Here is a 21,664-nt window from a genome sequence, read left to right as displayed (position 1 = left end):
ACCCTTCCGCCTGGCTCGGGAAACCTTCAGCGGTCCGACCGGTCTGCGACCGGCTCCGCCGGGTGCAGCACGAACACGCTGTATGCCTGTTTGATGACCGGGTGGGCGACATTACGGACCCGTACCCCGCCCGGGGTGGTGCCGCGTTCGCTGCCGAAGTGGGCATGCCCGTGCACCGCAAGATCGGTCGGCGCCGCGTCGATCGCCTCCGCCAGCAGGTACGAGCCGAGGAACGGGTAGATCTCCAGCGGCTCACCGGCGAGGGTCTCGGGCACCGGGGCGTAGTGCGTCAGCGCCACCCGTACGTCACAGTCCAGCTCCACCAGCGCCGACCGCAACCGGTCCGCGGACTCGGCGGTGGTGGAGACGAAGGCCTTCATCTCCGGTTCGCCGAACCGGCTGGCGCAGCGGCCGGCGAAGCCGCCGCCGAAACCCTTGACCCCGGCCACCCCGAGCCGGCCACCGGGACTGTCCAGGACGACCCCGTCACCTTCCAGCACGGTGATCCCGGCGTCGGTGAGCACCTTCACCAGCTGTGGAACCTCGTCACAGTGGTGGTCGTGGTTGCCGAGCACCGCGACGACCGGAACCGCGAGGTCGCCGAACTCCTGCGCCACGCAGCGCGCCTCCGACTCGGTGCCGTGCCGGGTCAGATCCCCGGCGAGCAGCAGTACGTCAGCCTGGTCGGGCAGCTGGGCCAGGGCCGGACGGAACCGGCCGACGACGTCGGTGTCCATGTGCACGTCACCCACCGCGGCGATCCGGATCATGACAGATCCTCCGCCTCGCTCGGAGCCGAGGCCCGGGTCACCGCGATGTCGGTGGTCAGCGCCACACCGGGGAATCGTTGCGACACAAGCCGGACGATCTCGTCCCGACGGTGCCCGCTCTCGACCTCGCCGCGCAGCACCAACGTGTGGTCGCGGCGGGTGACCGTCACGCCCTGCTCGGCGATCCCGGTGTGCTCGCTGAGCAGCCGCTGGACCGCCGACTCGGTGTACTCGTCGAGCCGCTGTGGCTCAGACCGGCCTGCTGCCTGCCCGTCTGTCCTGGTCATCGCCCACCTCCTGCTGGTTGTCCGGCACCACGGCCAGCCGGTCCAGCAGCACCAGGAAGGACTCGGCGTACGGCGAGTGCGCGGTTTCCTTACGTACCCGTTCCCAGTCGATCTGCTCCCGCAACGAGCGGGCCAACGGCAGCGCACGGGTGAAATCGCAGTAGTGCTGCGAGAAACTGAGCAGTTTGTGCACCATCAGCATGGTGGCGGACAGGACCGGCAGGTGGATCGCGTCGACCGGCCGGACCATGCTCTCGGCGAAGGTCGCGTCGGTGACCGGAGTCTCGATCGGCCGGTGGATCAGGTCCACCATCCGGCCGTCGTCGAAGACCTTGACCAGCCAGTCCTCCGGCGGCCGTTCGGCGGTGAACCCGGCCGCGACCAGGGCGGCCAGCGCCGCCTCCACGTCCGACTCGCGGATCAGGAAGTCCACGTCGTGATCGCTGGAGTGCCCGCCGTGCGCGTAGACGGCGAAGCTGCCACCCAGAACGAAGGGGATCTCCGACTGCTTCAGTACGGCCGCCACCCGCTTGAGGGTGTGCAGCAGACCGTCGTCTCCCTGTTGAGCCATCTGTCTCTCCGATGGGTGGTGATGGTGACGGGTTCCACCGGTACCCGGGGCGTGACGGCTTCACACCTTCGCGTCGCCGACGCGAAGGTGCGGAGACTCGCTACCGTTGGAAAGGTGCTCGTCACTGAGACTCCGGCGCATCCGTCCCCCGTCCCTGAGAGATCCACACTGGATTCACTTGTGGCACCGCCGGCTGCGCCGGCGATCAGCGCCCCGATCACTCCGACCGCCCCGACCCGCCGGGTCCGCCGGATCGCCCTGGTGGGCATCGACGGCGTCGGCAAGACCACCCAGGCGCGGCTGCTCGCCGACGCGCTCACCGCCGCCGGCCTGCCCGCCCACTACCGGCGCAACGCCGGCGGTCGCCGGTGGCTGGACCGGCTGGCGGTGCGACTGGGCCGGCCGGACGCCCGGCGGCTGGTCGGACGCAACGGGCTGATGTTCTGTGAAGCGTTGCTGCGGTGGCTGGCGATCGCCCGGTCGGTCCTGCGTTCGCCCGGCGGCGTCGCCGTGATGGACCGGTACGCCGTCTGCCAGTACGTCAGCATCCGCCGCCACGGTGCCGCCGCTGCCTGGGAGCGGCTGGCCCGGCTGGCGTACCGGATCTTTCCCCGGCCGGATCTGACCTTCCTGCTCTGGCTGCCGCCGGCCGAGGCCCGGCACCGGATCGAGGCGCGGGGCACCGACAGCGAGTCGCTGGAGCATCTGGTGCGCAGCGCGGCGGCCTACCGGTCGTTGCCCGAGGCCGCCGAGTTCGTGGTGATCGACGCGCGGGGCAGCGCGGCCCAGGTCGCCGCGCGGCTGCGTCAGCACCTGGTCGACCGGCTACCGGCCGACCATGGTGGCCGCCTCGGGCGGTGATGAACCGCACACCCTGCTCAGCCCGTACATCCGGGCGTGGGACGTGACGGTCTGGCAGTGACAAGGATCGCAGGGGACGCGGTGACGGGAATGCCGGCGCCGCGTCCGGCGTCATGCTCTCGTGCGGGCCCGCGAAAGGCCGCGGACCTCCGCGAAACGCACCATGGGCAGACCCGTCGCGATGGCGCGACCGAGGTGCCTGGCAGGAAACATCAATCCTGCTCACAGCAATTACTCAGGCAATCGTGTCAGCTTCGACTCACGAGACGGAATCCCTGACGCGTCTTATCTGTTGTGCAGGTGTCGGCATCGTTCGGCGGGACCCGCACATCCGGGTACGCCGGTCGGTGGCGACGTGACGGGGGAGAGGCTGATGGAGATGCGCATCGCAGGTGCCAGGGCAAGTGGGGTTAACGAGGGGACCGTGAGCAACGTGGAGAAGACGATGGCTTTGCGGACCGACGAGGTGGCCGAGGAGCGGGACCTCGTTGGCGTCTACCTGCATGAGATCTCCCGTACGCCGCTGCTCGACGCGGCCCGGGAAGTCGAGCTGTCCAAGGCGATCGAGGCCGGGCTGTACGCCGAGCACCTGCTCGAGGAGGGCACCCCGCGGGCCGGGGTCAGCCGCGAGGAGCTGGAGCGGCTGGTCATCGAGGGTGAGCGGGCCAAGGACCTGTTCATCCGGGCCAACCTGCGGCTGGTGGTGTCGATCGCCCGCCGCTACGTCCGGTCCGGGATGCCGATGCTGGATCTGATCCAGGAGGGCAACACCGGTCTGGTCCGGGCGGTCGAGAAGTTCGACTACGAGCGCGGCTTCAAGTTCTCCACCTACGCCACCTGGTGGATCCGGCAGGCGATCAGTCGGGCCATCGCGCAGCAGGAGCGGACCGTCCGGCTGCCGGTGCACCTGGTCGAGGACGTCAACCGGATGCGCAACGTCGCCCGCCAACTCACCCGGGAGCTCGGCTCGGATCCGGAGCCGGAGCAGATCGCGGCATCGCTCGGAGTGCCGGTCGAGCGGGTGCACGAGCTGGTCCGCTGGTCGCAGGACACCGTCTCGCTGGACACCCCGGTCGGCGACGACGGCGACACCAACCTCGGTGACCTGGTGGCCGACAGCGACGCGCCGTCGCCGGAGGACATCGTGCTGACCGGGTTGGAGCGCCAGCGCATCGAGGGCCTGCTGAACCACCTCGACGACCGGTCCGCCGGCATCATGCGGGCCCGCTACGGGCTGGAGGACGGCCGGGAGCATTCGCTCACCGAGGTCGCCTCGCGGTTCTCGCTGTCCCGCGAGCGCATCCGCCAGCTGGAGATCCAGGCCCTCGGCCGGCTGCGTGAGCTGGCCCGGGCCGAGGGGCTGCAGGCGGCCTGACCGGTCGGCCGCTGCCACGACCACGGTCCCCTGTGACGACGAGGGCCCGGCATCCGTAAACGGATGCCGGGCCCTCGTGTCGGTGCCGGTCGGTCAGCGCACCCGGCCGTACCCGTACGGTGCCATCATGTCCACGCTGGCCAGTTGGACGGGCTGGCCGAACGTCGGTGCGTGGATGACCTTGCCGTCGCCGACGTACAGGGCGACGTGTGCGAGGTTCCGGTAGAACACCAGGTCGCCCGGTGCCAGGTCGCCACGGTTGATCTTGGCGACCCGGTCCCACTGCATGGCGGCGTTGTGCGGCAGGCTCTTGCCTGCGGCCCGCCAGGCAGCCAGGGTCAGACCGGAGCAGTCGTAGCCGTTCGGCCCGCTGGACGCCCACACGTACGGCTTGCCGATGGCGCCGTACGCGAACTCGACCGCGACGCCGGCGGCGCCGGCGACCGACGGGATCGTCCCGGTGTACGACGAGCCGGACTCGGTCGCCGCACCGTAGGCCTCCTCCCGCTTGTCCATCAGCTTGTCGATGTCGGCTTCGATGGACTTCTTGCGGTCGGCGAGCTCCTTGGCCTGGGCTTCCTGCTTGGCGAGCGTCGCCTGCAGCTTCTCCTGCTCAGCCAGGTACGTCGCCTGGGTGCTGGTGAAGTTGCTGAGCCGCTGCTGACGGTCCCGCGCGAGGTGGTCGAGGGTGCCCAGCCGGTCCAGGAAACCGTCCGACGAGCCGCTGTCGAGCAGCGCGCTGGCGGTGCTCAGCCCGCCGGACTTGTAGGCGGTGATGGCGATCTGCCCGACCTCGACCTCGGCCCGGGCGAGTTCGTCCTGCAGTGGACCCAGCTTGGTGTCGAGCTCCTCGACCGCCGCCCGGGTGGTCTTGGACTCCTCGGTGAGCCGGTTGTACGACTCGACGACCTTGGCCAGTTCCTCGGATTCCTTGTTGATCTGCTGCGTGAGTTCGCTGACCGAGGGCTGGGCGGAGACGGCGACGGCCGGAACCACCAGCCCGGCGGTCACGCCGGCCAGCACGAGGGTACGCAGCAGAATCCGCGCTGTTGACAAGAACGCAGAACCCTTCTTCCCACGCCGCCTACCGGGTTAGCTGACGGATTCGGGCGGGAAGGTGTCGCCCTACCGCGTGTGACACGCGGATTCACCCCAGACGTGCTCGGTGGGTCCCCGGGTCACCACCATGCGATCACCGAACAACTACTTTCAGTGATTGCCGGATGGTGATTCGGCGGCACCGGGCCGGCGTCACCGGGGTCGGTGACTGGTAACCGGACCAGCGGATCTAACCTAGCCGCAACGGTTGCTCGCGGAAACCCTCGCTCGTCGTGATCCGTGGCATCGACCATGGTGGAGTGGCGCCGATAGTCACAGAATGTAGTGCACAGTGGCGCTGCGTCATGCAATGGCGAATCGGGTGGCTTCGCGAGGTGGTCGCACGGTGACCGGGCGCCAGGTTTCGATCGACTGGGCGAAATGCTCGATAAGTCGCTCTACGCGGTTGCTGGTGGGCATCCACTAGGGTAAATAAGAACAAAAGTGTCGTATCGGAGTCCAGGAAGCGTCCTGCCGTACGTCAATCAGCTAGGTGGCAGAATGCGTATCTTCCATCGAGTAGCTCGCCGTTTGCACAATGGACGCGCAAGGTCAGTGCCGTACCCGACCTTCGGAGGCAGCCGATGCGTGCCACCCGCCGGACCCCGCCACTACGCGGATCCCCGACCCTTCGCCGGGCCGCCCGGCCGGGCGACCGCAGCAGCACCACGACACCGTTGATCCCCCGGACACCCGGGCGCCGATCGCCCGCCCGTGGCGCGGCACCCGGCGCCCCGGTCACCCGACCCGCCGCCGCTGGGCCGACCTTCTACCGCCAGCCCGGCATCTGCGTCACCGCCGACTGGTTCGTCGTCGCCGGGCGTCGGTTCGCGATCCGGGACCTCACCGAACTGCGTACCGCCCGTGGCGCCCGGGACCGGCTGACCGGGCGGTTGGTGGCAGTGACCGTCGTCATCCTCTCGGCGATCGCGGTGACCATCGGCTTCACCCAGGGGCTCGCCGAGGTCAGCGCTGCTGCCTATTTCGCGATGCTGGTGGCGGCGTTCGTCCCGGTCGGCCTCGGCTGGCTCGGCGACAAGGTACGGCCACGGTCCTACGAGCTCTGGGGCCGACACGAGGGCCTGCTGGTCCTGCTGTTCAGCACCGACGAGGAACGCCAGTACGGGCAGGTGAGCCGGGCGTTGATGCGGGCCCGGGAGATGTCGCGGCTGGCCGGCCTGTCCGAGCCGGTGACGATCGAGCCCTGGGTGCCCGACCAGCGGTGAGCCGGCCGGCGGCCCCCGCCGCCGGTCAGCCCGCAATGTCCTCGTCCAACTGCCGGGCGAGGTCGAGCAGCATCGCCACCGATTCGTCGGTGGACAGCGCCTCCGCGCGGAGCCGATCGAAGACATGCTGGTACGACCGGACCTCGCCGGCCCGGTCGATGACCTCCTCGACCAGCGCGCTCTCCACGTAGACCACGTCGGCGTCGGCCTGATCGGCGAAGTGCAGGATGACGAACGGGCCGAGGACGGTGTTGCTGCCCGCGGCGAAGGGCAGCACCCGGACCGAGACGTGCGGGGCGGCGCACATCTTCGCCACGTGGCGCAGCTGCTCGCGCAGAATGCGCCGACCGCCGGTCATCCGACGGAGCGCGGCCTCGTCGAGGATCACCTCGATGCGGGGCGGGTCGGCACCGTCCAGCACCGCGTGCTGGCGGGCCATCCGGATCTGGACCCGACCCTCGATCTCCTCGGCCGGTACGTGGTGCGGGCCGTCGGCGGGGATCACCGCCCGCGCGTACTCCTCGGTCTGCAGCAGGCCGGGGAAGCTGATCGGCTGGAAGTACTGCAGCGCCGAAGCCTCGGCCTCCAGCCCGATGTAGGCGGCGTAGGCCGCCGGCACCCGGTCCTTGTACCCGCTCCACCAGGCCCGTCGCCGGGCTGCCCGGGCCAGTTCGACCAGTTCCTGGACCTGCTGCTGGTCGCGGACCCCGTAGAGGTCGAGCAGGGCCTTGACGTCGTTGGTCGAGATGCTGACCGAGCCGGACTCGATCCGGATGAGCTTGGACAGCGACCAGTCCATCTGGGTGACGACGTACTCCTGGGTCAGCTCGGCCGCCTCGCGTGCCCGGCGCAGCGCCGCGCGGAGTCGGCGGCGCCCGATGGTCGGACCCTGGTGTCGGGCTGGCATGGATCGCTCCGGGGGAGTGCCTAGCAGAATGCCACCTGGCTGGTTGCCGTCTCTTGACGCTACACCGGTGCCGTCCGGTCTGCTATGGACGGCTGGCCCTTACCAACCGGGGTACGGCGTTCCGGACTTCGGGCGGCCCGGTCGCCCCCGGTGGGAGCAAGATCCACGACTGATAGTGTCCGCGCGAATTGCCTGAGGTCTTAGAAGGCAAATGCCCCAAAATATCCGTATAGAGGAGTCTGGGTGACTGTGATCAGCACTGCCGGTCCTGCCTGGCGCAAGAGCCGCCGCTGCGAGGCGACGACCTGTGTCGAGGTGGCGACGTTCGGCCCGGCGGTCGGGGTCCGTAACTCCACCGACCCCGACGTGCACCTGCGATTCTCGGCGTCGGCGTGGACGGCCTTCGTGGCCGGCCTCGACCACGACCGGGCCGGTCGTACGGCCGGATGATCACCCGGTGTCGGGCCGGCGCTCGCGTCGCCCGGCACCGCACCCGGTCGGCACACCTGGACCCGCCCGACGGACCCGGCAGCCGACGACGGACCCGGCTCAGCCCGTCGTCACGGTCTGCGGCTCGGCCTTGATCACCTGCTGCGCCCAGCGGGACACCACCCGCTCCGCCCAGAACGACACGAACGGCACCGTACCGGCGAGCATGATCGCCACGATCCGCCCGAGTGACCAGTTCGCCCGCCGGGCCAGGTCGAAGGCGGCCACCAGGTACACCATGTAGAGGAAGCCGTGCGCCGGGCCGATCGTCTCCACGACCACGGCGTCGTGGAACAGGTACTTCATCGGCATCCCGACGACCATCAGCAGGATCAGCACCACACCGACCACGTACGCGATCAGCCGGTAGCGGATGAGTGCACCAGACACGGTCGTCCTTTCTCACCAGGCTGGCGCCCGGTCGTCACCTGTCGCCCCGACGGTCAGCCGGGATAGTCACTGGCCCGGGCGTGCGGATTGGCGTTCAGCCAGGCCAGGTAGTCGTTGTAGGCGGCCAGCTGCGGATCGTCGGGCTCCGTCACGGGCGCAGAGCCGGTCGACCGGATCCGCACCGGCCGTCTGATCGCCGGGGCCGGGACCGCCGGGACCGGGGCGGGGGCCGACACCGGGGCTGTCGGGGCGGGCACCGGCGCCGGTTCCGGCCGGTCGGCCGCCGGAGCGGCCCGGCGCAGCACCTGCCGTACCTCGCGGGCCCAGACGAACACGACGAACGCCGCGAACACCGGCCACTCCACCGCGTACGCCCAGCTCAGGGTGTTGCCGGCGGCGGCCCGGCTGATCTGCCACCAGCCCAGCGCGAGGAAGCCCGCCACCACGACCAGCATCGCGAGGTGGCGCAGGATCCACGCGGGGGTCCAGAGCTGCCGCATGTCCGAAAGGGTACCGGCCGGGTTTGCCTGCCGGTCTGCGGGGAATTCCCCGACGATGACGCCTCGTCGACTCCCCGGAGGCCGGAGATGACCGGACCAGCGCGCTACGGCGACTACTCGCCGGCATCAGCCGGCACCCCGTTCCCACCCCGCACCGGCCACCCGCCCGAGATGACCGGCTGGGACGGCGACCAGGCTGACGACGGCTGCCTCGGCGTCGACGACGCCGCCCCGGAGGTCGACCCCGGCATCGACGCGGTCGAACTGACCGACGGCGACCTGATCCGGGAGATGGGCAGCCTGCACCGCACCCGGCTGGACACCTTGCGGCACGGCACCGACGCGGCGCTGGCGAACCACCTGCGGCGGACCGCCGATCTGGAGACCGAGTACCTCACCCGCAACCCGGGGCGGGAGATCGATCCGGCCCGGCTACGTGACGGGCGGTGAGCCGTGCCGGCGTACGCCGAACGGGGCGTCTCCGCTCCCCCCGAGGTGGCCTACGGCACCGCGACCGACCCGGACCGCCGTACCGCCTGGTTGCCTGAAATGCTGAAACGGGCCAGCGCGCAACCGGCCGGCGACGGCCCGCTGCAGGCCCGCTGGACCGCCCCGGACGCGCCGTGGTCGGCGGTGCTGCGGGTCTACCCGGTGCAGGCCGGCGGGGCGATGCTGCGGCTGGAACTGGACGCCGAGCTGCCCCACGAGGATCTCACCCGGATCGCCGACGAGACGTTGACCGGGCTGGCCCGCGCCGTCACCGACAACCTCAACGCGGGCTGAGGTGGACCACCTGTGCCTGTCCAGGACCGAGCGGGCGGGCATCGAGCGAGCGGCATCGAGCGAGCGGCATCGAGCGAGCGGCATCGAGCGAGCGGGGGAGTGTGCGACATGGCGGTGGGTGACCGGGTACGCGGCCGAGGTGCCGCGCTGCTACGGGCGTACGCGCCAGGCGGCGACCGTCCGCTCGGCGGGTACGCCCGGGCGTTGACCGTGTACGCGTCGGTGGTGGCCGGGGCCGGTGCGGCCGTGCTGCTCACCGGACGGCAACTACCGCCCCGGGTGGGGCTCGGTGACGTCGTGCTGATCAGCGTCGCCACCCACAAGCTGAGCCGACTGGTCAGCAAGGACGCGGTGACCAGCCCGTTGCGGGCCCCGTTCACCCGCTACGACGGGCCGACCGGCGCTGGCGAGGTGGCCGAGGAGGTCCGCGACGACGGCAGCGGCTCCCGACACGTGTTCGGTGAGATGGTCAGCTGCCCGTTCTGCCTGGCCGTGTGGGTCGCGACCGGGCTGACCATCGGACTGGTCTTCGCCCCACGGGCGACCCGCCTGGTGGCGACCTGCTTCACCGCGGTGGCCGGATCCGATTTTCTCCAGATGGCGTACGCGGCGGCGCGGCACGCCGACACCCACCACTGACCACCACCCGGTCCGTCAGTCGACGGTGACGCCCGGTTTCTCCATCCCGGACCAGCCTCGCGGTGACTCCGGTTCGCGGGTGTCGGTGCCCTCGATGATGTCGTTGGCGACCGCCGTGTCGTCGTGTTCGCCGGCGAAGTCGGGATCGTCCGGCGGTGGGCTGCCGTCCGGGCTCTGGCCCAGAGCGGGGCGTGACGTGCTCCGGTCGTCGTCGTCGGTCATCGCGATCAGCTGCCTTCCGTCGAGGAGTGCAGGACCTCTTCCGCCTCGTCCTGGGCGTACTCGCCCTCGGGCATGGCGTTGATCCTGGTGAGCAGGTGGGCAGGTAGCTCGGCGGCGACCGCCCGGCGGGCGATCTCACCCCGACTCACCCGCTCCTTGCCGAGATAGATGTCGTCGAGCAACTCGTACAGCCCGACCCGCGAACTCTCATCGGTCACCCCGGCGTGCTACCCCGGGCGTCCGGTGGCAAACAACGCGGACGGGTGAGGGTGACCCGGCACACACCCGGACGGGAAACGTTCGGCCGGAGAGCCGTGGCGCAGGCTTGCCCGTTCTCCCTCGGCCGGCCCGACCTGGCACCTAGGCTCGGCCCCGGAGGTGGAATCATGATCGGCACCATCCTGTGGGCGCTCATTGCCGGCGCCGTCATCGGCGCACTCGGCCGGCTGCTGCTGCCGGGCCGGCAGAACATCTCGATCTGGCTGACCATCGGGGTCGGCATCGCCGCCGCGCTGCTCGGCGGCGTGATCGCGACCTGGCTCGGCATCGGCGAGACCGCCGGGGTCGACTGGCTGCGGCACGCGATCCAGGTGGCGCTGGCCGTCTTCTTCGTCTGGATCGCCGCCCGGGCGGCCGGGCACCGGCCGACCGACGCGCCGGGGCGGGCCACCCGCTGACGGCGGTCACCGGGATCCGGCCGGGGGCCGGCCGGATCCCGGTGCAGGTCAGCGCGAGGCGGTGGCGGTCCCGGTCCTGGTCACCGTGAGGCGGTGGCGAGCGCCGCCCGCCGGTCACCGACCGCTGCGGCGAGCCGCTGCAGCACCTCGGCGGTCTGCTCCCACCCCATGCAGGCGTCGGTGATCGACTGGCCGTGGACCAGCTCCCCGGTCGGGTCCAGATCCTGCCGGCCGGGCACCAGGAACGACTCCAGCATCACCCCGACGATGCCCCGCTGGCCGCCGCCGAGCTGACCGGCGATGTCCTCGACCACCAGCGGCTGCCGACGGTGGTCCTTGCCGCTGTTGCCGTGGCTGGCGTCGATGACCAGCCGCTGCGGGAGGTCACTGGCCCGCAGCAGGTCCAGCGCGGCGGCCACCGACGCGGCGTCGTAGTTCGGCTCGCCGGCCCCGCCCCGCAGCACCAGATGACAGTCGGCGTTGCCCCGGGTGTGCAGGATCGCCGGGGTCCCGGACATGTCGATGCCGGGGAAGACGTGCGGTACGGCTGCGGCCCGGATCGCGTCCACGGCCGTGGCCACGCTGCCGTCGGGACGGTTCTTCATGCCGATCGGCATCGACAGACCGGAGGAGAGCTGCCGGTGCACCTGGCTCTCCACCGTACGGGCGCCGATGGCACCCCAGGCGACGGTGTCGGCGATGTACTGCGGCGTGATCGGGTCGAGGAACTCGCACCCCACCGGCAGACCGGTCCGCAGCACCTCCAGCAGCAGCGACCGGGCGATCCGCAGCCCCGAGTTGACGTCCCCGGAGCCGTCCAGGCCGGGGTCGTTGATCAGGCCCTTCCAGCCGACGGTGGAGCGGGGCTTCTCGAAGTAGACCCGCATGACGATCAACAGGTCCTCGGCGTGCCGCTGCGCGGCGGTGGCGAGCAGTTGGGCGTACTCCAGCGCGGCGGCCGGGTCGTGCACCGAGCAGGGCCCGACCACGACCAGCAGCCGGTCGTCCTGGCCGTCGAGCACTCCGGCCACGGCTTGTCGACCGGCCAGCACCCGGGCGGTGAGCTGATCGTCCAGCGGCAGTTCGTGGTGCAGCAGGGCGGGGGTGGTCAGTGGGACGACTCGGTCGATGCGCTGATCGGTGATCCGTCCGGAGGTCATCATGCGGTGCTCTTCCTTTCGCCAGCCGCCTGGGGAGCCGGCGCCCCCAGCCCGAGCCGGCTGTTCGTTGGCATGCAAAAGGGCAGGGGCCCGATGCCCTCTGCCCTTGGCCGGCTCTGGTGGGGTGACGTCAGGTCAAGGCCGCGTCACCGGCATCAGGGCCGGCTGCCTAAACCATCGATACGTGTGCACCACGACGCACACTGTACCGGATTTCGTGCCGGACGACACCACCGGACTTCGACCGGACCTCGTTCGCCGTTAACCTTCGTCGATGTCTGCGGCCATCGTCGCGGCCTACCTTCGTCGATTGTCACCCACGTCGATGGAGGTCGAGATGGATCGTCGTACGGTACTGCGTACCGCCGTGGTCGGCGCCGGCGCCGCCGCGTTCTCCGGCAGCCTGTGGACGGGGGCGTTCGCCGCCCCCGCGCAGCCCGGGGCCAGCCCGTACGGCGCCCTGGGCAGCCCGGACGCCAACGGCATCGCGCTTCCCGGCGGCTTCAGCAGCCGGGTCGTGGCCCGCTCCCGGCAGCGGGTCGGCGCCACCTCGTACGTCTGGCACGACGCCCCGGACGGTGGCGCCTGCTTCCCCGCCGGCTCCGGCTGGGTGTACGTCTCCAACTCGGAGATCTCCCGCACCGGCGGTGCCTCGGCGATCCGGTTCGACGCCGACGGCGACGTCGTCTCGGCGTACCGGATCCTGGCCGGCACCAACCGCAACTGCGCCGGTGGCGCGACCCCCTGGGGGACCTGGCTGTCCTGCGAGGAGGTCAGCCGCGGGTACGTCTACGAGACGTACCCGCTGGGCGGCACCGCCGCCGTGCGGCACGACGCGATGGGCCGGTTCAACCACGAGGCCGCCGCCGTCGACCCGGACCGTCGGGTGGTCTACCTCACCGAGGACGAGTCCAACGGTTGCTTCTACCGGTTCCGGCCGGACACCTGGGGCGACCTGTCCGCCGGCACCCTGGAGGTGCTCGTCGCCGGCACCGCCACCAGCGGCCCGGTGAGCTGGTCGCGGGTGCCCGACCCGGACGGCGCACCGACGGCCACCCGAAACCAGGTCTCCGGCGCGAAGCGGTTCAACGGTGGCGAGGGCTGCCACTACGCCGACGGCACCTGCTGGTTCACGACCAAGGGCGACAACCGGGTCTGGGCGTACGACGCCGTCGCCCAGCGGATCGACCTGGCCTACGACGACTCGCTGGTGACCGGCACGGCACCGCTGACCGGCGTCGACAACATCACCGGTACGCCCGGCGGCGACCTGTACGTGGCCGAGGACGGCGGCAACATGGAGATCTGCCTGATCACGCCGGACGGCCGGGTCGCGCCGTTCGCGCGGATCAGTGGGCAGTCGGCGTCGGAGATCTGCGGGCCGGCGTTCTCCCCGGACGGCACCCGGCTGTACTTCTCGTCGCAGCGCGGCACCTCGGGGCTGTCCTCCGGCGGCATCACCTACGAGGTGCGGGGCCCGTTCCGCCGATGACCCCCGCCCGGCGATGTCACTGTGCGTGATGGGACCTCATCGGGGCATCGGCCCGGACGATATTCCTCAGAGGTATAAATATTCCTCAGAGGAATAACGCGCTGGTGTGGTACCTGTCCACCAGGACGCCGGCCCACCGGCCCACCGGGTACAGGCATGACCGGTGGGCCGACGGGGTAACTGCGAGGGCCATGAGCCCCGACACCGAAGACACGTTCACCGGCCCACCACCGCCCGGCACGGACGGCACCGACGTCACGGCACCCCCGCCCGAGTCGGACCGGATCGAGTCGGACCGGATCGAGTCCCGCGCCGGACACCTGCTCCCGGAGGAGGAGTCCGCCGGCAGCGACGACCCCGTCGGTCAGGCCGCCGCGATCCTGCACGACTCCGACCGGCGCGAGGAACCGCCGGGCTGACCGGGCCGGGCGGGCCGGTGCGCTCGCCCAGCGTCCGGATCGGCTAACGTCGGGCACATGTCGCCGAACGGGTACCCCTGGCCGATCGAGACCACCCGGCTGGACAACGGCCTCCGGGTCGTGGTGAGCACCGACTCCAGCGTGCCGGTGGTCGCGGTCAATCTCTGGTACGACGTCGGCTCCCGCCACGAGCCGGCTGGCCGGACCGGTTTCGCCCACCTGTTCGAGCATCTGATGTTCGAGGGCTCGGTCAACGTCGCCAAGACCGAACACATGAAACTGGTGCAGGGTGCCGGTGGCTCGCTCAACGCGACCACCAATCCCGACCGGACCAACTACTTCGAGACCGTACCGGCCGAACACCTGGCGCTCGCCCTGTGGCTGGAAGCGGACCGGATGGGCGGGCTGGTGCCGGCGCTGACCCAGGAGACCCTGGACAACCAGCGCGAGGTGGTCAAGAACGAGCGGCGGCAGCGCTACGACAACGTGCCGTACGGCGACGCCTGGCTGCGGCTGCTGCCGCTGCTCTACCCGCCGGGGCACCCGTACCATCACGCCACGATCGGCTCCATGGACGACCTGAACGCCGCCGACCTGGCCACCTTCCAGGCGTTCCACGAGATGTACTACGCCCCGAACAACGCGGTGCTGACCGTCGTGGGTGACACCGACGCCGACGAGGTGTTCAGCCTCGCCGACAAGTACTTCGGCGGCATTCCCGCCCGCGACGACATCCCACCGGCACCCGACGGGCGGGCCCCGGCACCGCTGACCGGCCCGGTCGTCGAGACCGTCACCGCCGAGGTGCCCGGCATCCGGCAGTACGTCGCCTACCGCACCCATCCGTTCGGCACCCCCGCCTACGACGTGACCACGGTGCTGAGCACCGTGCTGGGCAGCGGCCGGGGCAGCCGGCTCTACCAGCGGCTCGCCGACGGCGCGCGGATCGCCCAGCCGGACTACCTCGGTGCGTACGGGGTCGACCTCGCCCACGCCCCCGCCCCACTGATCATCACCGCGACCGCCCAGCCGCAGGTGAGCGCCGAACGGCTCGCCGACGGGCTGATCGAGGTGCTCGACGAGGTGGCCCGCGACGGTGTCACCGACGCGGAGGTGGACCGGGCCAAGGCGCTGCTGGCGACCGCCTGGTGGCGGCAGGTCGCCACCTGCGAAGGTCGGGCCGACATCCTCGGCCGCTACGCCACCCAGTTCGGCGACCCGGCCCGCGCCGGTGAGCGGCTGCCCGGCTGGCTGTCGGTCAGCGCCGAGGCGGTCAACGACGAAGCCGCGCGGCTGCTGCGGCCGCAGCACCGGGTTCAGCTCAGCTACCTGCCGGAGGGCGACAAGTGACCATCATCGCGCAGCGTCCCGAACCGGGCGCCGCCCGGCCGTACCGCTTCCCGGAGGTGGCCCGCCGCGCGGTCGGCGGCGGCGAGGTCGTGGCCGCGCACCTGCCCGGCCACCGGCTCGCGGTGGCGATTCTGCTGCTCGACGCCGGCGCCGGCCGGGAGCCGGCCGGCCGGGAAGGTCTCGCCGGGGTGCTCGGCAAGGCCCTGGAGGAGGGCACCGCGAGGCGGGACTCCGGGGCGTACGCGCTGGCCCTGGAAGGGCTCGGCACCGAGTTGTTCTACTCCGCCGACTGGGACGCGTTCCGGGTCGGTGTGCAGGTGCCCGCCGACCGGCTGGGCGCTGCCGTCGAGCTGCTCGCCGAAGCGGTCCGCACCCCGGCGTTGGACCCGGCCGACGTCGAGCGGGTCCGCGACGACGAGGCCACCGCGCTGCGGATGTACTGGGCCAACCCCGGCCCCCGGGCCGACGCCGCGTTGCGTGCCGACCTGTTCGGTGCCGACCAGCGGCACGGCCGGCCGATGGGCGGCGACCCTGCTTCGGTGGCCGCGGTGACCGTGGCCGACGTGGTCGACTTCCACCGTGCCTGGTTCACCCGGCCCGGCACCCTGCTCGTCGCCGGTGACCTGGACCTGATCGACCTGGACGCACTGGGTGCGACAGCCTTCGGCGGTGCCAGCGGCGCGTCGCCGCAGGTCGAGCCGGCGCTGCCGGTCGTGCTGCGCGACAGCCGGCGGATCATCCTGGTGGACCGGCCCGGGGCGGTGCAGTCCACCCTGCGGCTCGGGCACCCGGCTCCGCACCGCGCCCATCCGGACTACGTGCCGATGAGCCTGGCCAGCACCGTCCTCGGTGGTGCGTTCACGTCGCGGCTGAACCACCTGATCCGTGAGGTGCGCGGCTACACGTACGGCATCCGGTCGGACTTCGGCATGTCCCGCCGGTTCGGCCGGTTCTCGGTCAGCTCCAGTGTGCAGACCGGGGTGACCGCGCCGGCCCTGGTCGACGCGGTCGGCGAGGTCTCCCGGACCCAGGCCGACGGGGTGACCGAGGAGGAGCTGGCGGTGGCCCGGTCCTGGCGGGCCGGGCAGCTCTCCGTCGAGTTGCAGACCCCGGGGGCGATCGCCAGTGCCCTGGCGACCCTGGTGGTGCACGGGCTGCCGGACGACTATCACGCGACGCTGCGGGAACAGCTGCTGTCGGCGACCGTCGAGCAGGTCTCCGCCGCCGCCGCGACCCACCTGCACGCCCAGGGGCTGACCCTGGTGGTGGAGGGCGACGCGGCGCAGATCCGCGACGAGCTGGCCGCCTCCGGCCTGGGGGAGCTGCTCGACGAATCCGCTTGATGACGGTGACACCGTCAGGTTGATTCCTGTAACGCTGCCAGAGCGGTCCTTGCCCGGTCTGCGGCGGCGGTGTTGTCGACCGCGATCCACAGCGGCAGGGCGAGGGAGAGCTCGGCGTGGGCCGATGCGGCGTCCCCGCTCTCCCGGTAGGTGGCGGCGAGTTCGGTGTGCGCGTCAGCTTGCCCGGCACGGTCGTGCAACGTGGTGTAGAGGGCGAGTGCGCGATCGAGGTTGCTCAACGCGGCGGTGTAGTCGCCCATCAACCGTTCGAGAATGCCCAGGCTGGTCAGGGTGTTGGCTTCGCCGGCGAGGCTACCGACACCACGGTACAAGCTCAACGCCTGTTCGAAGTGACCGCGCGCGGCCGGATGCTCGCCGATCACACGGTCGAGCATGCCGAGCTGGCTGTAGGCGAACGCCATCCCCATCCGGTCGCCGGCATCGTGGTAGCTGGTCAGCGCGTCGTAGAGCAGTTTGCGTGCCGCGGTGTGCTCTCCTGTCGCCCTGTGCAACGCGCCGAGCTGGACCTGCGCATAGGCCTGTCCCCGGCCGTGGCCCAGAGCGGTGTGCAGGTGCAGCGCTCGACTGAGGTGCACCCGTGCGGCATCCCAGTCGCCGGTCAGTCGATCGATCCCGCCCAGGCTCGAGTACGCCTCGGCCTGCCCGGCCTGGCTTCCGGCCTGGTCGTAGTACGTCAGTGCCGAGTTGACGTGTCTCCTAGCCTCCGCGTATGCGTTCAGCAGCTTCGCCACTGCGGCAAGTTCTGCATGCGCATAGGCTTGACCCAGTACGTTGCCGAGCTGTTGGTAGCCCTGCATTGCCTTCTCGAATCTGCGCTGAGCGGCGGCGTAGTCGCCGGAAATCTGGTCGAGCACGCCCAGCTCCATCGATGCGTTCGCGCTGCCGAGCGCGCTGTCGACCTGCTCGTAGTGGGCGTTCGCCTCGTTGAAGTGGCTCCGGGCGGCGGTGTGGTTGCCGGCGATCTGATCAAGCGTGCCGAGTCCGAGGTGGCAGTTGGCCTGCGCCAGAGGATCGCCGGCGGTGGTCGCGATCCGCAGCGCGCCGATCAGCAACGGCCTCGCTTGAAGGGCGTAGCCGCGCTCTCGGAAATATCGGGACATCACCGACGGCAGCATCCACGCGTGCGGAACGACGCGATGCTCGATGGCGTGACGCGCGCAGGCCAGCAGGTTGGGCAGCTCCGCCTCGAACCACGCGCGAGCGGCGGTGTCGGTGGGTGGCTTTGTCCACTCCTCGTCGGCGGGCTCCGGGGTGCCCGGTACGCCCGGGCCGAGCAGCCTGTCGGCTGCTGCCGCCGCTTCGAGATAGCTGCGGAGCAGGCGCTCCACGCCGCTACTGTCCAGTTCGACGGCAGCTTGCCGGGCGAACTCACGTACGAGGTCGTGGAACTGGTAACGGCTGCGGGAGATCTCCTGTAGCAGGTTGTGTTCGTACAGGACGTCGATCGCTCGGCTGGCGGAAGTGACGTCGAGGCCGGTGAGGGCGGCGGCCACCGCAGCCGTGATGATCGGTCCCGGGTGCTGCCCGAGATGCAGGAACACCTGTCTGGCGGCTGTCGGCAGGCTGCGGACCGACAGCTCCAGGGTGGCGGTCACGGCGTCGAGCGGTGTGTCCAACGCGGCGAGCAGGTCGTCGATCTTCTTCGATGGACGATGTGCCAGCCACGCCGCTGCGACCTCGATGGCCAACGGGAGATGCCCGCATCGGCTCACCACGGCGTCTACCATCGGCAACTGGTCCGCCGTGCGAATCGCCCCGACAGTCGAGATGAACAGCGTGGCTGCTTCCCGGGCCGGCATCGCGGCCAACGACAGTGGGCGTACGTCCGGCAGGGTGAGTCGCCGACGACTGGTGATGATCACCAGGCATCCGCCGGAGCCGGGCAGCAGCGGACGGACCTGCTCCGCGTCCGATGCGTTGTCGATGACGACCACGGCGCGTCGACGTGAGATCTGGGCTCGCCACAACGCGGATCTGGCATCTGGGCTGGGTGGGATCCGATCCAATGGTAGGCCGAGTGCGACAAGGAGCACCTCGAGTGCTTCGCCGGGTCGCATCGGAGCCTGGTCGCTGAGATAGCCGCGTAGATTCACGTACAGTTGCGCATCCGGATATTCGGTGGCGAGTAGATGTGCGACGTGCACGGCGAGGGTGGTCTTGCCGACGCCGCCCATCCCGTCGACCGCATGGATCGCAAGGGCGGATTCGGCTCGGCTGGTGGCGGCCTCGACGAGGAGTCGCACCTCCTCGTGTCGACCCGTGAAGACGCCGAGGTCGCGGGGGAGAGTATTGACGCCGGCTACGGTGGTCGGCGGTTGTTCTGTCGTGACAGGCCGGGTGTCCTGCTGCCGGTCGGATTGCTCCCGACGTGATGTGTCCGGTCCGGCCTCCCCCCAGTCGACCAGTACGGTCGCGATGATGCTGCCGATGACGAAGGCGAGCAGCGCGCCAGCCAGAGCCCAATTCCAGGCGGCGGTGACGAGGTTTGTCGTTATTCCGACAGCCGCGCTGGTGAGCGGGATGGCGGAAACCATCGCCGCCCTGGCCAGGCGAGTCCGTCGCCGCTGAGGTGGTGTGCTGTCCATGCGGGACTCCCGAAATCATTCCGAGGTCCTGTTGGTGGCTTATTATTCCGATTTGTGGCGCCCTCTGTCATCAAGTGTATCGGCGGTGCGCCACGGCTGATGGGTAAAAGAGTGTCGACAAAGGCGAGCGTCGATGCCCAGCCTTGCCCGTCGATGAACGATGGCCGGTGCGCAACGGTACCGGCCATCGTCGCGTCCACGTGGTGGTCAGCTTCAGCGCAGCAGGCGCAGCGTGCGGAGCAGGTAGACACCGGCGTACCAGACCGAGCCGAGGGCCGACCGGCAGGGCGACCCCGTACGCCGCCCAGTAGTGGCCCTCGGCGGTCCAGGACAGCAACGCGCTGACCGAGAGGCTGAGCCCGGCGAGGCTGCCGATCAGGCCGGCCGGCGCGGTCCGCCAGAACGGTACGCGTCGCTGCGGTTCGTACTCGGCGATCTCCCGGGCGTACTCCTCGACCGGACCGAACTCGCTGTCCGGGGCGGTGCCCCCAGCCGTGACAAGGTGGTTGCGGGCCTGCCGGGCGAGCTCGCCGGCCCGCTGCGGGGTGAGGTCGTAGCGGCCGACCAGCAGGCCGGTCAGCCGGCGGAACCAGGCGTCGGCGTCCGCCTCGTCGGTGTCGTGTTCCGCCGTGCGTGGGGTGGGTGGGGTGTGCTCGATCGGCTGTTTCGGCTTGCCCGGCCCACGTAGCTGCCACAGCAGCACCAGCAGCGACGCGGCGGCGACCGCGAGAACCGGAACCGGGAGCGCCGGCCCACGGGGCAGCGTGAAGAACGCCGTGACGGCGAGCCCGGCCAGCAGCACGACGAGGGCGAACGACGCGGTCGCCAGCCGTGGCCGGCCGACGGCGCGCAGCGCGCCCGGTACGCCACGGACGACGAACACCGCCAGGCCGACGAAGGCCGTCCCGGTCAACGCCGCCGGGTTGGCCGGGAAAGTGAGCGTCTGTTCCAGCACGGCGTAGAACAGCGATCCGCCGAGCCCGATCAGCCCCAGGCTCAGCAGACCGCCGGAGAGGTAGTCGGCTGCGGTCAGGCCGTGCCGGTCCGGATTCTCACGCAGGTGCGCCGGCTGCTCGGCCGCCGCGACCATGGCGAACTCCTCAGGGGAGCCGAACGCGTCGTACGGGCTCTGCCCGGTGTACGCGCAGTGCGCCTGCACGTCGGCGATGATCGGGTTCGCCAGGTGGTGCCCGACGCCCTGGTCGCTCAGCGCCAGCCGGGCAGGTATCTCCCACCGCTCGAACGGTTCAGTGGTCTTCGTCATCGGAAATCCTCCCCAGTTCACTGTCCTGCTTCAGGTGCCGCTGGTCGTCGCCGTCGCCGTCGCCGGTCGCCGTGAGCAGCCGGTCGAACGCGTCGGTGAACTCGCCCCACCGGGTCCGTTCGTCCGCCAGTCGTCGTCGGCCGGCCTCGGTGATCGCGTAGACCTTCCGCCCCGGGCCGCCCTCGCCCGGCAGCCAGTCGGAGCGCACCGCCTCCTCGGCCTCCAGTCGGTTGAGCACCGGATACAGTGCGCCGCCCCGGATCGGGCCGAGCCCGAACTCGGCCAGCCGCTGTGCCAGTGCGTAGCCGTGCCGGTCGCCCTCGGTGAGGGCCGCCATGATCGCCAGCCCGAGTCCGGCCCGGATCCAGTTCGCCGCCGGATCGGTCGCGCCGCCCATCACGCACTTCCCTTCCCTGACTAGTCCACATCCGGCTGTAGATCGCTTGTCAACTAGTTGTATCTCAGACTAGTGGGGTCGCGCAACTGCGGAGTTCTGGGCGAATTGCCCCGTCAAGTCTGGTGACGGGTAACCGGGTTGGCTTTCCGGTAGGGCCGGCCTATGGTTGCCGGATGGCTGGGTCTGCGCAGCGCGACGGAGCCGTGACTGTCACGGCTCCCATCGGCGTGCGCGCCGCCGGATCGACCGCCGTGGCAACCGCCGAGGGGCGGCCGGGGCGGCCGAATCCCGCCGACCGGGGTCCCCCGGCGGCCGGATTCCATCCACCCGAACGGCCGCCAGGGGCGAAGCGCATCAGCTTCGGCCCTTTTTCTTTTCGAGGAGCACATCATGAGCACCGAACTGCAGGGCAGGAACAGTGAATGGATCGAGCAGGCACGAGTGCAATTGGCTGATCAACTGGACCTGCACCGGGCCCAGTTGACCGAACTCACCGCCGACACCGGCGACCCGCAGGAGGCGCACACCCGCGCCGCATTGATCGTGGCCGCCCGGCGCGGCTACGACCAGGCCGTGGAGGCGCTGGGCCGGATCGCCGACGGCCGCTACGGTCGCTGCGACAGGTGCGGTGGCGACATCCCCCGGGAGCGGTTGGAGATCCTGCCGCACGCCCGGTACTGCGTACCCTGCACCAGCTGAGTCGCCGCCGAGGAGAACGTCGCCGTCCGACCTGGCATCCGGTCGGACGGTGACGTAACGGCTACCGCCTCGCCGAAAGTAGGCGGACAAATACATTCGAACCCCTGACGGTGTGTCGTCCGTTGTACCCGGGTGTCCG

At 70.6% G+C, this 21,664-nt stretch carries 26 protein-coding genes and 1 riboswitch; of the genes, 13 read left to right on the top strand and 13 right to left on the bottom strand.

Features of this window, described 5'->3' with window-relative positions:
- Positions 1-26: 26 nt before the first annotated feature.
- From O7608_RS27865 to O7608_RS27855, 3 genes are read right to left on the bottom strand one after another with little or no spacing between them, the layout of a single operon-like run.
- Positions 27-770 (bottom strand): metallophosphoesterase family protein, encoded by a 744-nt coding sequence (locus tag O7608_RS27865; protein WP_289207380.1) that lies wholly within the window; start codon positions 768-770, stop codon positions 27-29.
- Entirely contained in the window at positions 767-1,057 is a 291-nt protein-coding gene (locus tag O7608_RS27860; protein ID WP_289207379.1) for a hypothetical protein, read from the bottom strand. The genes O7608_RS27865 and O7608_RS27860 overlap by 4 nt, the downstream gene beginning before the upstream one ends.
- Positions 1,020-1,628: a nucleotidyltransferase family protein gene (locus O7608_RS27855; RefSeq protein ID WP_289207378.1), complete on the bottom strand. Its 609-nt coding sequence runs from the start codon at positions 1,626-1,628 to the stop codon at positions 1,020-1,022. Before O7608_RS27855 ends, O7608_RS27860 begins: the two co-directional genes overlap by 38 nt.
- A 180-nt stretch (positions 1,629-1,808) precedes the next feature.
- Here O7608_RS27855 and O7608_RS27850 point away from each other — a divergent pair, with 180 nt between their 5' ends.
- Positions 1,809-2,489 carry a dTMP kinase gene (locus O7608_RS27850; protein WP_289207377.1) on the top strand — a complete coding sequence of 227 codons (681 nt, stop codon included), beginning with the start codon at positions 1,809-1,811 and terminating at the stop codon, positions 2,487-2,489.
- Positions 2,490-2,934: 445 nt separating this feature from the next.
- The gene (locus O7608_RS27845; RefSeq protein WP_421361306.1) at positions 2,935-3,864 is read left to right on the top strand and encodes a sigma-70 family RNA polymerase sigma factor; all 930 of its coding nucleotides are present in this window, start codon (positions 2,935-2,937) and stop codon (positions 3,862-3,864) included.
- 93 nt (positions 3,865-3,957) lie between these two features.
- Here O7608_RS27845 and O7608_RS27840 read toward each other — a convergent pair whose 3' ends face one another.
- Entirely contained in the window at positions 3,958-4,920 is a 963-nt protein-coding gene (locus O7608_RS27840; protein ID WP_289207376.1) for a C40 family peptidase, read from the bottom strand.
- Between the two features lie 10 nt (positions 4,921-4,930).
- Positions 4,931-5,072, bottom strand: a riboswitch (cyclic di-AMP (ydaO/yuaA leader).
- Between the two features lie 474 nt (positions 5,073-5,546).
- On the opposite strand from O7608_RS27840, the gene O7608_RS27835 reads away from it, so the two are divergent.
- Positions 5,547-6,188 carry a DUF6232 family protein gene (locus O7608_RS27835; RefSeq protein ID WP_289207375.1) on the top strand — a complete coding sequence of 214 codons (642 nt, stop codon included), beginning with the start codon at positions 5,547-5,549 and terminating at the stop codon, positions 6,186-6,188.
- A 25-nt stretch (positions 6,189-6,213) separates the two neighbouring features.
- On the opposite strand, the gene O7608_RS27830 is transcribed toward O7608_RS27835, so the two are convergent.
- A complete protein-coding gene (locus O7608_RS27830) occupies positions 6,214-7,095 on the bottom strand; it encodes a DUF5753 domain-containing protein (RefSeq protein ID WP_289207374.1) in 882 nt (293 codons plus the stop codon).
- Positions 7,096-7,338: 243 nt separating this feature from the next.
- Here O7608_RS27830 and O7608_RS27825 point away from each other — a divergent pair, with 243 nt between their 5' ends.
- Positions 7,339-7,545, top strand: a complete 207-nt coding sequence (locus O7608_RS27825) for a DUF397 domain-containing protein (protein WP_289207373.1) — start codon at positions 7,339-7,341, stop codon at positions 7,543-7,545.
- A gap of 99 nt (positions 7,546-7,644) precedes the next feature.
- Here the strand turns inward: O7608_RS27825 and O7608_RS27820 are convergent, their stop codons facing one another.
- Both O7608_RS27820 and O7608_RS27815 read right to left on the bottom strand, forming a co-directional pair.
- Positions 7,645-7,974: a DUF3817 domain-containing protein gene (locus O7608_RS27820; RefSeq protein WP_289207372.1), complete on the bottom strand. Its 330-nt coding sequence runs from the start codon at positions 7,972-7,974 to the stop codon at positions 7,645-7,647.
- A gap of 53 nt (positions 7,975-8,027) precedes the next feature.
- Positions 8,028-8,474, bottom strand: coding sequence for a hypothetical protein (locus O7608_RS27815; protein WP_289207371.1), 447 nt, complete (start codon positions 8,472-8,474; stop codon positions 8,028-8,030).
- Positions 8,475-8,561: 87 nt separating this feature from the next.
- On the opposite strand from O7608_RS27815, the gene O7608_RS27810 reads away from it, so the two are divergent.
- From O7608_RS27810 to O7608_RS27800, 3 genes are all read left to right on the top strand, one after another.
- Entirely contained in the window at positions 8,562-8,924 is a 363-nt protein-coding gene (locus O7608_RS27810) for a DUF6158 family protein (RefSeq protein ID WP_421357334.1), read from the top strand.
- Positions 8,925-8,927: 3 nt separating this feature from the next.
- Positions 8,928-9,257: a hypothetical protein gene (locus tag O7608_RS27805; protein ID WP_289207370.1), complete on the top strand. Its 330-nt coding sequence runs from the start codon at positions 8,928-8,930 to the stop codon at positions 9,255-9,257.
- 108 nt (positions 9,258-9,365) lie between these two features.
- Positions 9,366-9,896, top strand: coding sequence for a DUF1360 domain-containing protein (locus O7608_RS27800; protein ID WP_289207369.1), 531 nt, complete (start codon positions 9,366-9,368; stop codon positions 9,894-9,896).
- Between the two features lie 15 nt (positions 9,897-9,911).
- On the opposite strand, the gene O7608_RS27795 is transcribed toward O7608_RS27800, so the two are convergent.
- Together O7608_RS27795 and O7608_RS27790 are read right to left on the bottom strand one after the other, a co-directional pair.
- Positions 9,912-10,118: a hypothetical protein gene (locus O7608_RS27795; protein ID WP_289207368.1), complete on the bottom strand. Its 207-nt coding sequence runs from the start codon at positions 10,116-10,118 to the stop codon at positions 9,912-9,914.
- A gap of 5 nt (positions 10,119-10,123) precedes the next feature.
- Complete coding sequence (locus tag O7608_RS27790; protein ID WP_289207367.1) at positions 10,124-10,336, bottom strand: hypothetical protein; 213 nt, start codon at positions 10,334-10,336, stop codon at positions 10,124-10,126.
- Between the two features lie 168 nt (positions 10,337-10,504).
- Here O7608_RS27790 and O7608_RS27785 point away from each other — a divergent pair, with 168 nt between their 5' ends.
- Positions 10,505-10,795, top strand: a complete 291-nt coding sequence (locus O7608_RS27785) for a GlsB/YeaQ/YmgE family stress response membrane protein (RefSeq protein WP_282226042.1) — start codon at positions 10,505-10,507, stop codon at positions 10,793-10,795.
- Positions 10,796-10,875: 80 nt separating this feature from the next.
- On the opposite strand, the gene O7608_RS27780 is transcribed toward O7608_RS27785, so the two are convergent.
- Positions 10,876-11,958 carry a 3-deoxy-7-phosphoheptulonate synthase gene (locus O7608_RS27780; RefSeq protein ID WP_289207366.1) on the bottom strand — a complete coding sequence of 361 codons (1,083 nt, stop codon included), beginning with the start codon at positions 11,956-11,958 and terminating at the stop codon, positions 10,876-10,878.
- Positions 11,959-12,292: 334 nt separating this feature from the next.
- Here O7608_RS27780 and O7608_RS27775 point away from each other — a divergent pair, with 334 nt between their 5' ends.
- From O7608_RS27775 to O7608_RS27760, 4 genes are all read left to right on the top strand, one after another.
- Positions 12,293-13,447, top strand: coding sequence for an alkaline phosphatase PhoX (locus O7608_RS27775; RefSeq protein WP_289207365.1), 1,155 nt, complete (start codon positions 12,293-12,295; stop codon positions 13,445-13,447).
- 191 nt (positions 13,448-13,638) lie between these two features.
- On the top strand, positions 13,639-13,866 hold the full coding sequence (locus O7608_RS27770; protein ID WP_289207364.1) for a hypothetical protein: 228 nt from the start codon (positions 13,639-13,641) through the stop codon (positions 13,864-13,866).
- A gap of 57 nt (positions 13,867-13,923) precedes the next feature.
- Complete coding sequence (locus O7608_RS27765) at positions 13,924-15,216, top strand: M16 family metallopeptidase (protein ID WP_289207363.1); 1,293 nt, start codon at positions 13,924-13,926, stop codon at positions 15,214-15,216.
- Positions 15,213-16,559 carry a M16 family metallopeptidase gene (locus tag O7608_RS27760; RefSeq protein WP_289207362.1) on the top strand — a complete coding sequence of 449 codons (1,347 nt, stop codon included), beginning with the start codon at positions 15,213-15,215 and terminating at the stop codon, positions 16,557-16,559. Before O7608_RS27765 ends, O7608_RS27760 begins: the two co-directional genes overlap by 4 nt.
- Positions 16,560-16,573: 14 nt before the next feature.
- Here O7608_RS27760 and O7608_RS27755 read toward each other — a convergent pair whose 3' ends face one another.
- The 3 genes from O7608_RS27755 to O7608_RS27745 all read right to left on the bottom strand — a co-directional run bounded on the left by O7608_RS27755 (position 16,574) and on the right by O7608_RS27745 (position 20,826).
- A complete protein-coding gene (locus O7608_RS27755) occupies positions 16,574-19,165 on the bottom strand; it encodes an ATP-binding protein (protein ID WP_289207361.1) in 2,592 nt (863 codons plus the stop codon).
- A 70-nt stretch (positions 19,166-19,235) separates the two neighbouring features.
- Positions 19,236-20,429: a hypothetical protein gene (locus O7608_RS27750; protein WP_289207360.1), complete on the bottom strand. Its 1,194-nt coding sequence runs from the start codon at positions 20,427-20,429 to the stop codon at positions 19,236-19,238.
- Positions 20,413-20,826: a PadR family transcriptional regulator gene (locus O7608_RS27745; RefSeq protein WP_289207359.1), complete on the bottom strand. Its 414-nt coding sequence runs from the start codon at positions 20,824-20,826 to the stop codon at positions 20,413-20,415. Before O7608_RS27745 ends, O7608_RS27750 begins: the two co-directional genes overlap by 17 nt.
- A gap of 390 nt (positions 20,827-21,216) precedes the next feature.
- Here O7608_RS27745 and O7608_RS27740 point away from each other — a divergent pair, with 390 nt between their 5' ends.
- Positions 21,217-21,525 carry a TraR/DksA family transcriptional regulator gene (locus O7608_RS27740; protein WP_289207358.1) on the top strand — a complete coding sequence of 103 codons (309 nt, stop codon included), beginning with the start codon at positions 21,217-21,219 and terminating at the stop codon, positions 21,523-21,525.
- Positions 21,526-21,664: the final 139 nt, after the last annotated feature.

It is taken from the genome of Solwaraspora sp. WMMA2056 (genome assembly GCF_030345095.1).
Taxonomy (GTDB): Bacteria; Actinomycetota; Actinomycetes; order Mycobacteriales; family Micromonosporaceae; genus Micromonospora_E.
The sequence above is the reverse complement of the archived record's forward strand: the minus strand, read 5'-3'. Positions and strand labels throughout refer to the sequence as shown.

What these genes read in the sequence shown, in the direction of transcription:
- O7608_RS27755 (WP_289207361.1), bottom strand. Translation starts at nt 19,165, where the DNA reads ATGGACAGCACACCACCTCAGCGGCGACGGACTCGCCTGGCCAGGGCG.
- O7608_RS27775 (WP_289207365.1), top strand. Translation starts at nt 12,293, where the DNA reads ATGGATCGTCGTACGGTACTGCGTACCGCCGTGGTCGGCGCCGGCGCC.
- O7608_RS27770 (WP_289207364.1), top strand. Translation starts at nt 13,639, where the DNA reads ATGAGCCCCGACACCGAAGACACGTTCACCGGCCCACCACCGCCCGGC.
- O7608_RS27835 (WP_289207375.1), top strand. Translation starts at nt 5,547, where the DNA reads ATGCGTGCCACCCGCCGGACCCCGCCACTACGCGGATCCCCGACCCTT.
- O7608_RS27765 (WP_289207363.1), top strand. Translation starts at nt 13,924, where the DNA reads ATGTCGCCGAACGGGTACCCCTGGCCGATCGAGACCACCCGGCTGGAC.
- O7608_RS27855 (WP_289207378.1), bottom strand. Translation starts at nt 1,628, where the DNA reads ATGGCTCAACAGGGAGACGACGGTCTGCTGCACACCCTCAAGCGGGTG.
- O7608_RS27740 (WP_289207358.1), top strand. Translation starts at nt 21,217, where the DNA reads ATGAGCACCGAACTGCAGGGCAGGAACAGTGAATGGATCGAGCAGGCA.
- O7608_RS27750 (WP_289207360.1), bottom strand. Translation starts at nt 20,429, where the DNA reads ATGACGAAGACCACTGAACCGTTCGAGCGGTGGGAGATACCTGCCCGG.
- O7608_RS27865 (WP_289207380.1), bottom strand. Translation starts at nt 770, where the DNA reads ATGATCCGGATCGCCGCGGTGGGTGACGTGCACATGGACACCGACGTC.
- O7608_RS27785 (WP_282226042.1), top strand. Translation starts at nt 10,505, where the DNA reads ATGATCGGCACCATCCTGTGGGCGCTCATTGCCGGCGCCGTCATCGGC.
- O7608_RS27830 (WP_289207374.1), bottom strand. Translation starts at nt 7,095, where the DNA reads ATGCCAGCCCGACACCAGGGTCCGACCATCGGGCGCCGCCGACTCCGC.
- O7608_RS27810 (WP_421357334.1), top strand. Translation starts at nt 8,562, where the DNA reads ATGACCGGACCAGCGCGCTACGGCGACTACTCGCCGGCATCAGCCGGC.
- O7608_RS27745 (WP_289207359.1), bottom strand. Translation starts at nt 20,826, where the DNA reads ATGGGCGGCGCGACCGATCCGGCGGCGAACTGGATCCGGGCCGGACTC.
- O7608_RS27795 (WP_289207368.1), bottom strand. Translation starts at nt 10,118, where the DNA reads ATGACCGACGACGACGACCGGAGCACGTCACGCCCCGCTCTGGGCCAG.
- O7608_RS27860 (WP_289207379.1), bottom strand. Translation starts at nt 1,057, where the DNA reads ATGACCAGGACAGACGGGCAGGCAGCAGGCCGGTCTGAGCCACAGCGG.
- O7608_RS27780 (WP_289207366.1), bottom strand. Translation starts at nt 11,958, where the DNA reads ATGATGACCTCCGGACGGATCACCGATCAGCGCATCGACCGAGTCGTC.
- O7608_RS27815 (WP_289207371.1), bottom strand. Translation starts at nt 8,474, where the DNA reads ATGCGGCAGCTCTGGACCCCCGCGTGGATCCTGCGCCACCTCGCGATG.
- O7608_RS27845 (WP_421361306.1), top strand. Translation starts at nt 2,935, where the DNA reads ATGGCTTTGCGGACCGACGAGGTGGCCGAGGAGCGGGACCTCGTTGGC.
- O7608_RS27800 (WP_289207369.1), top strand. Translation starts at nt 9,366, where the DNA reads ATGGCGGTGGGTGACCGGGTACGCGGCCGAGGTGCCGCGCTGCTACGG.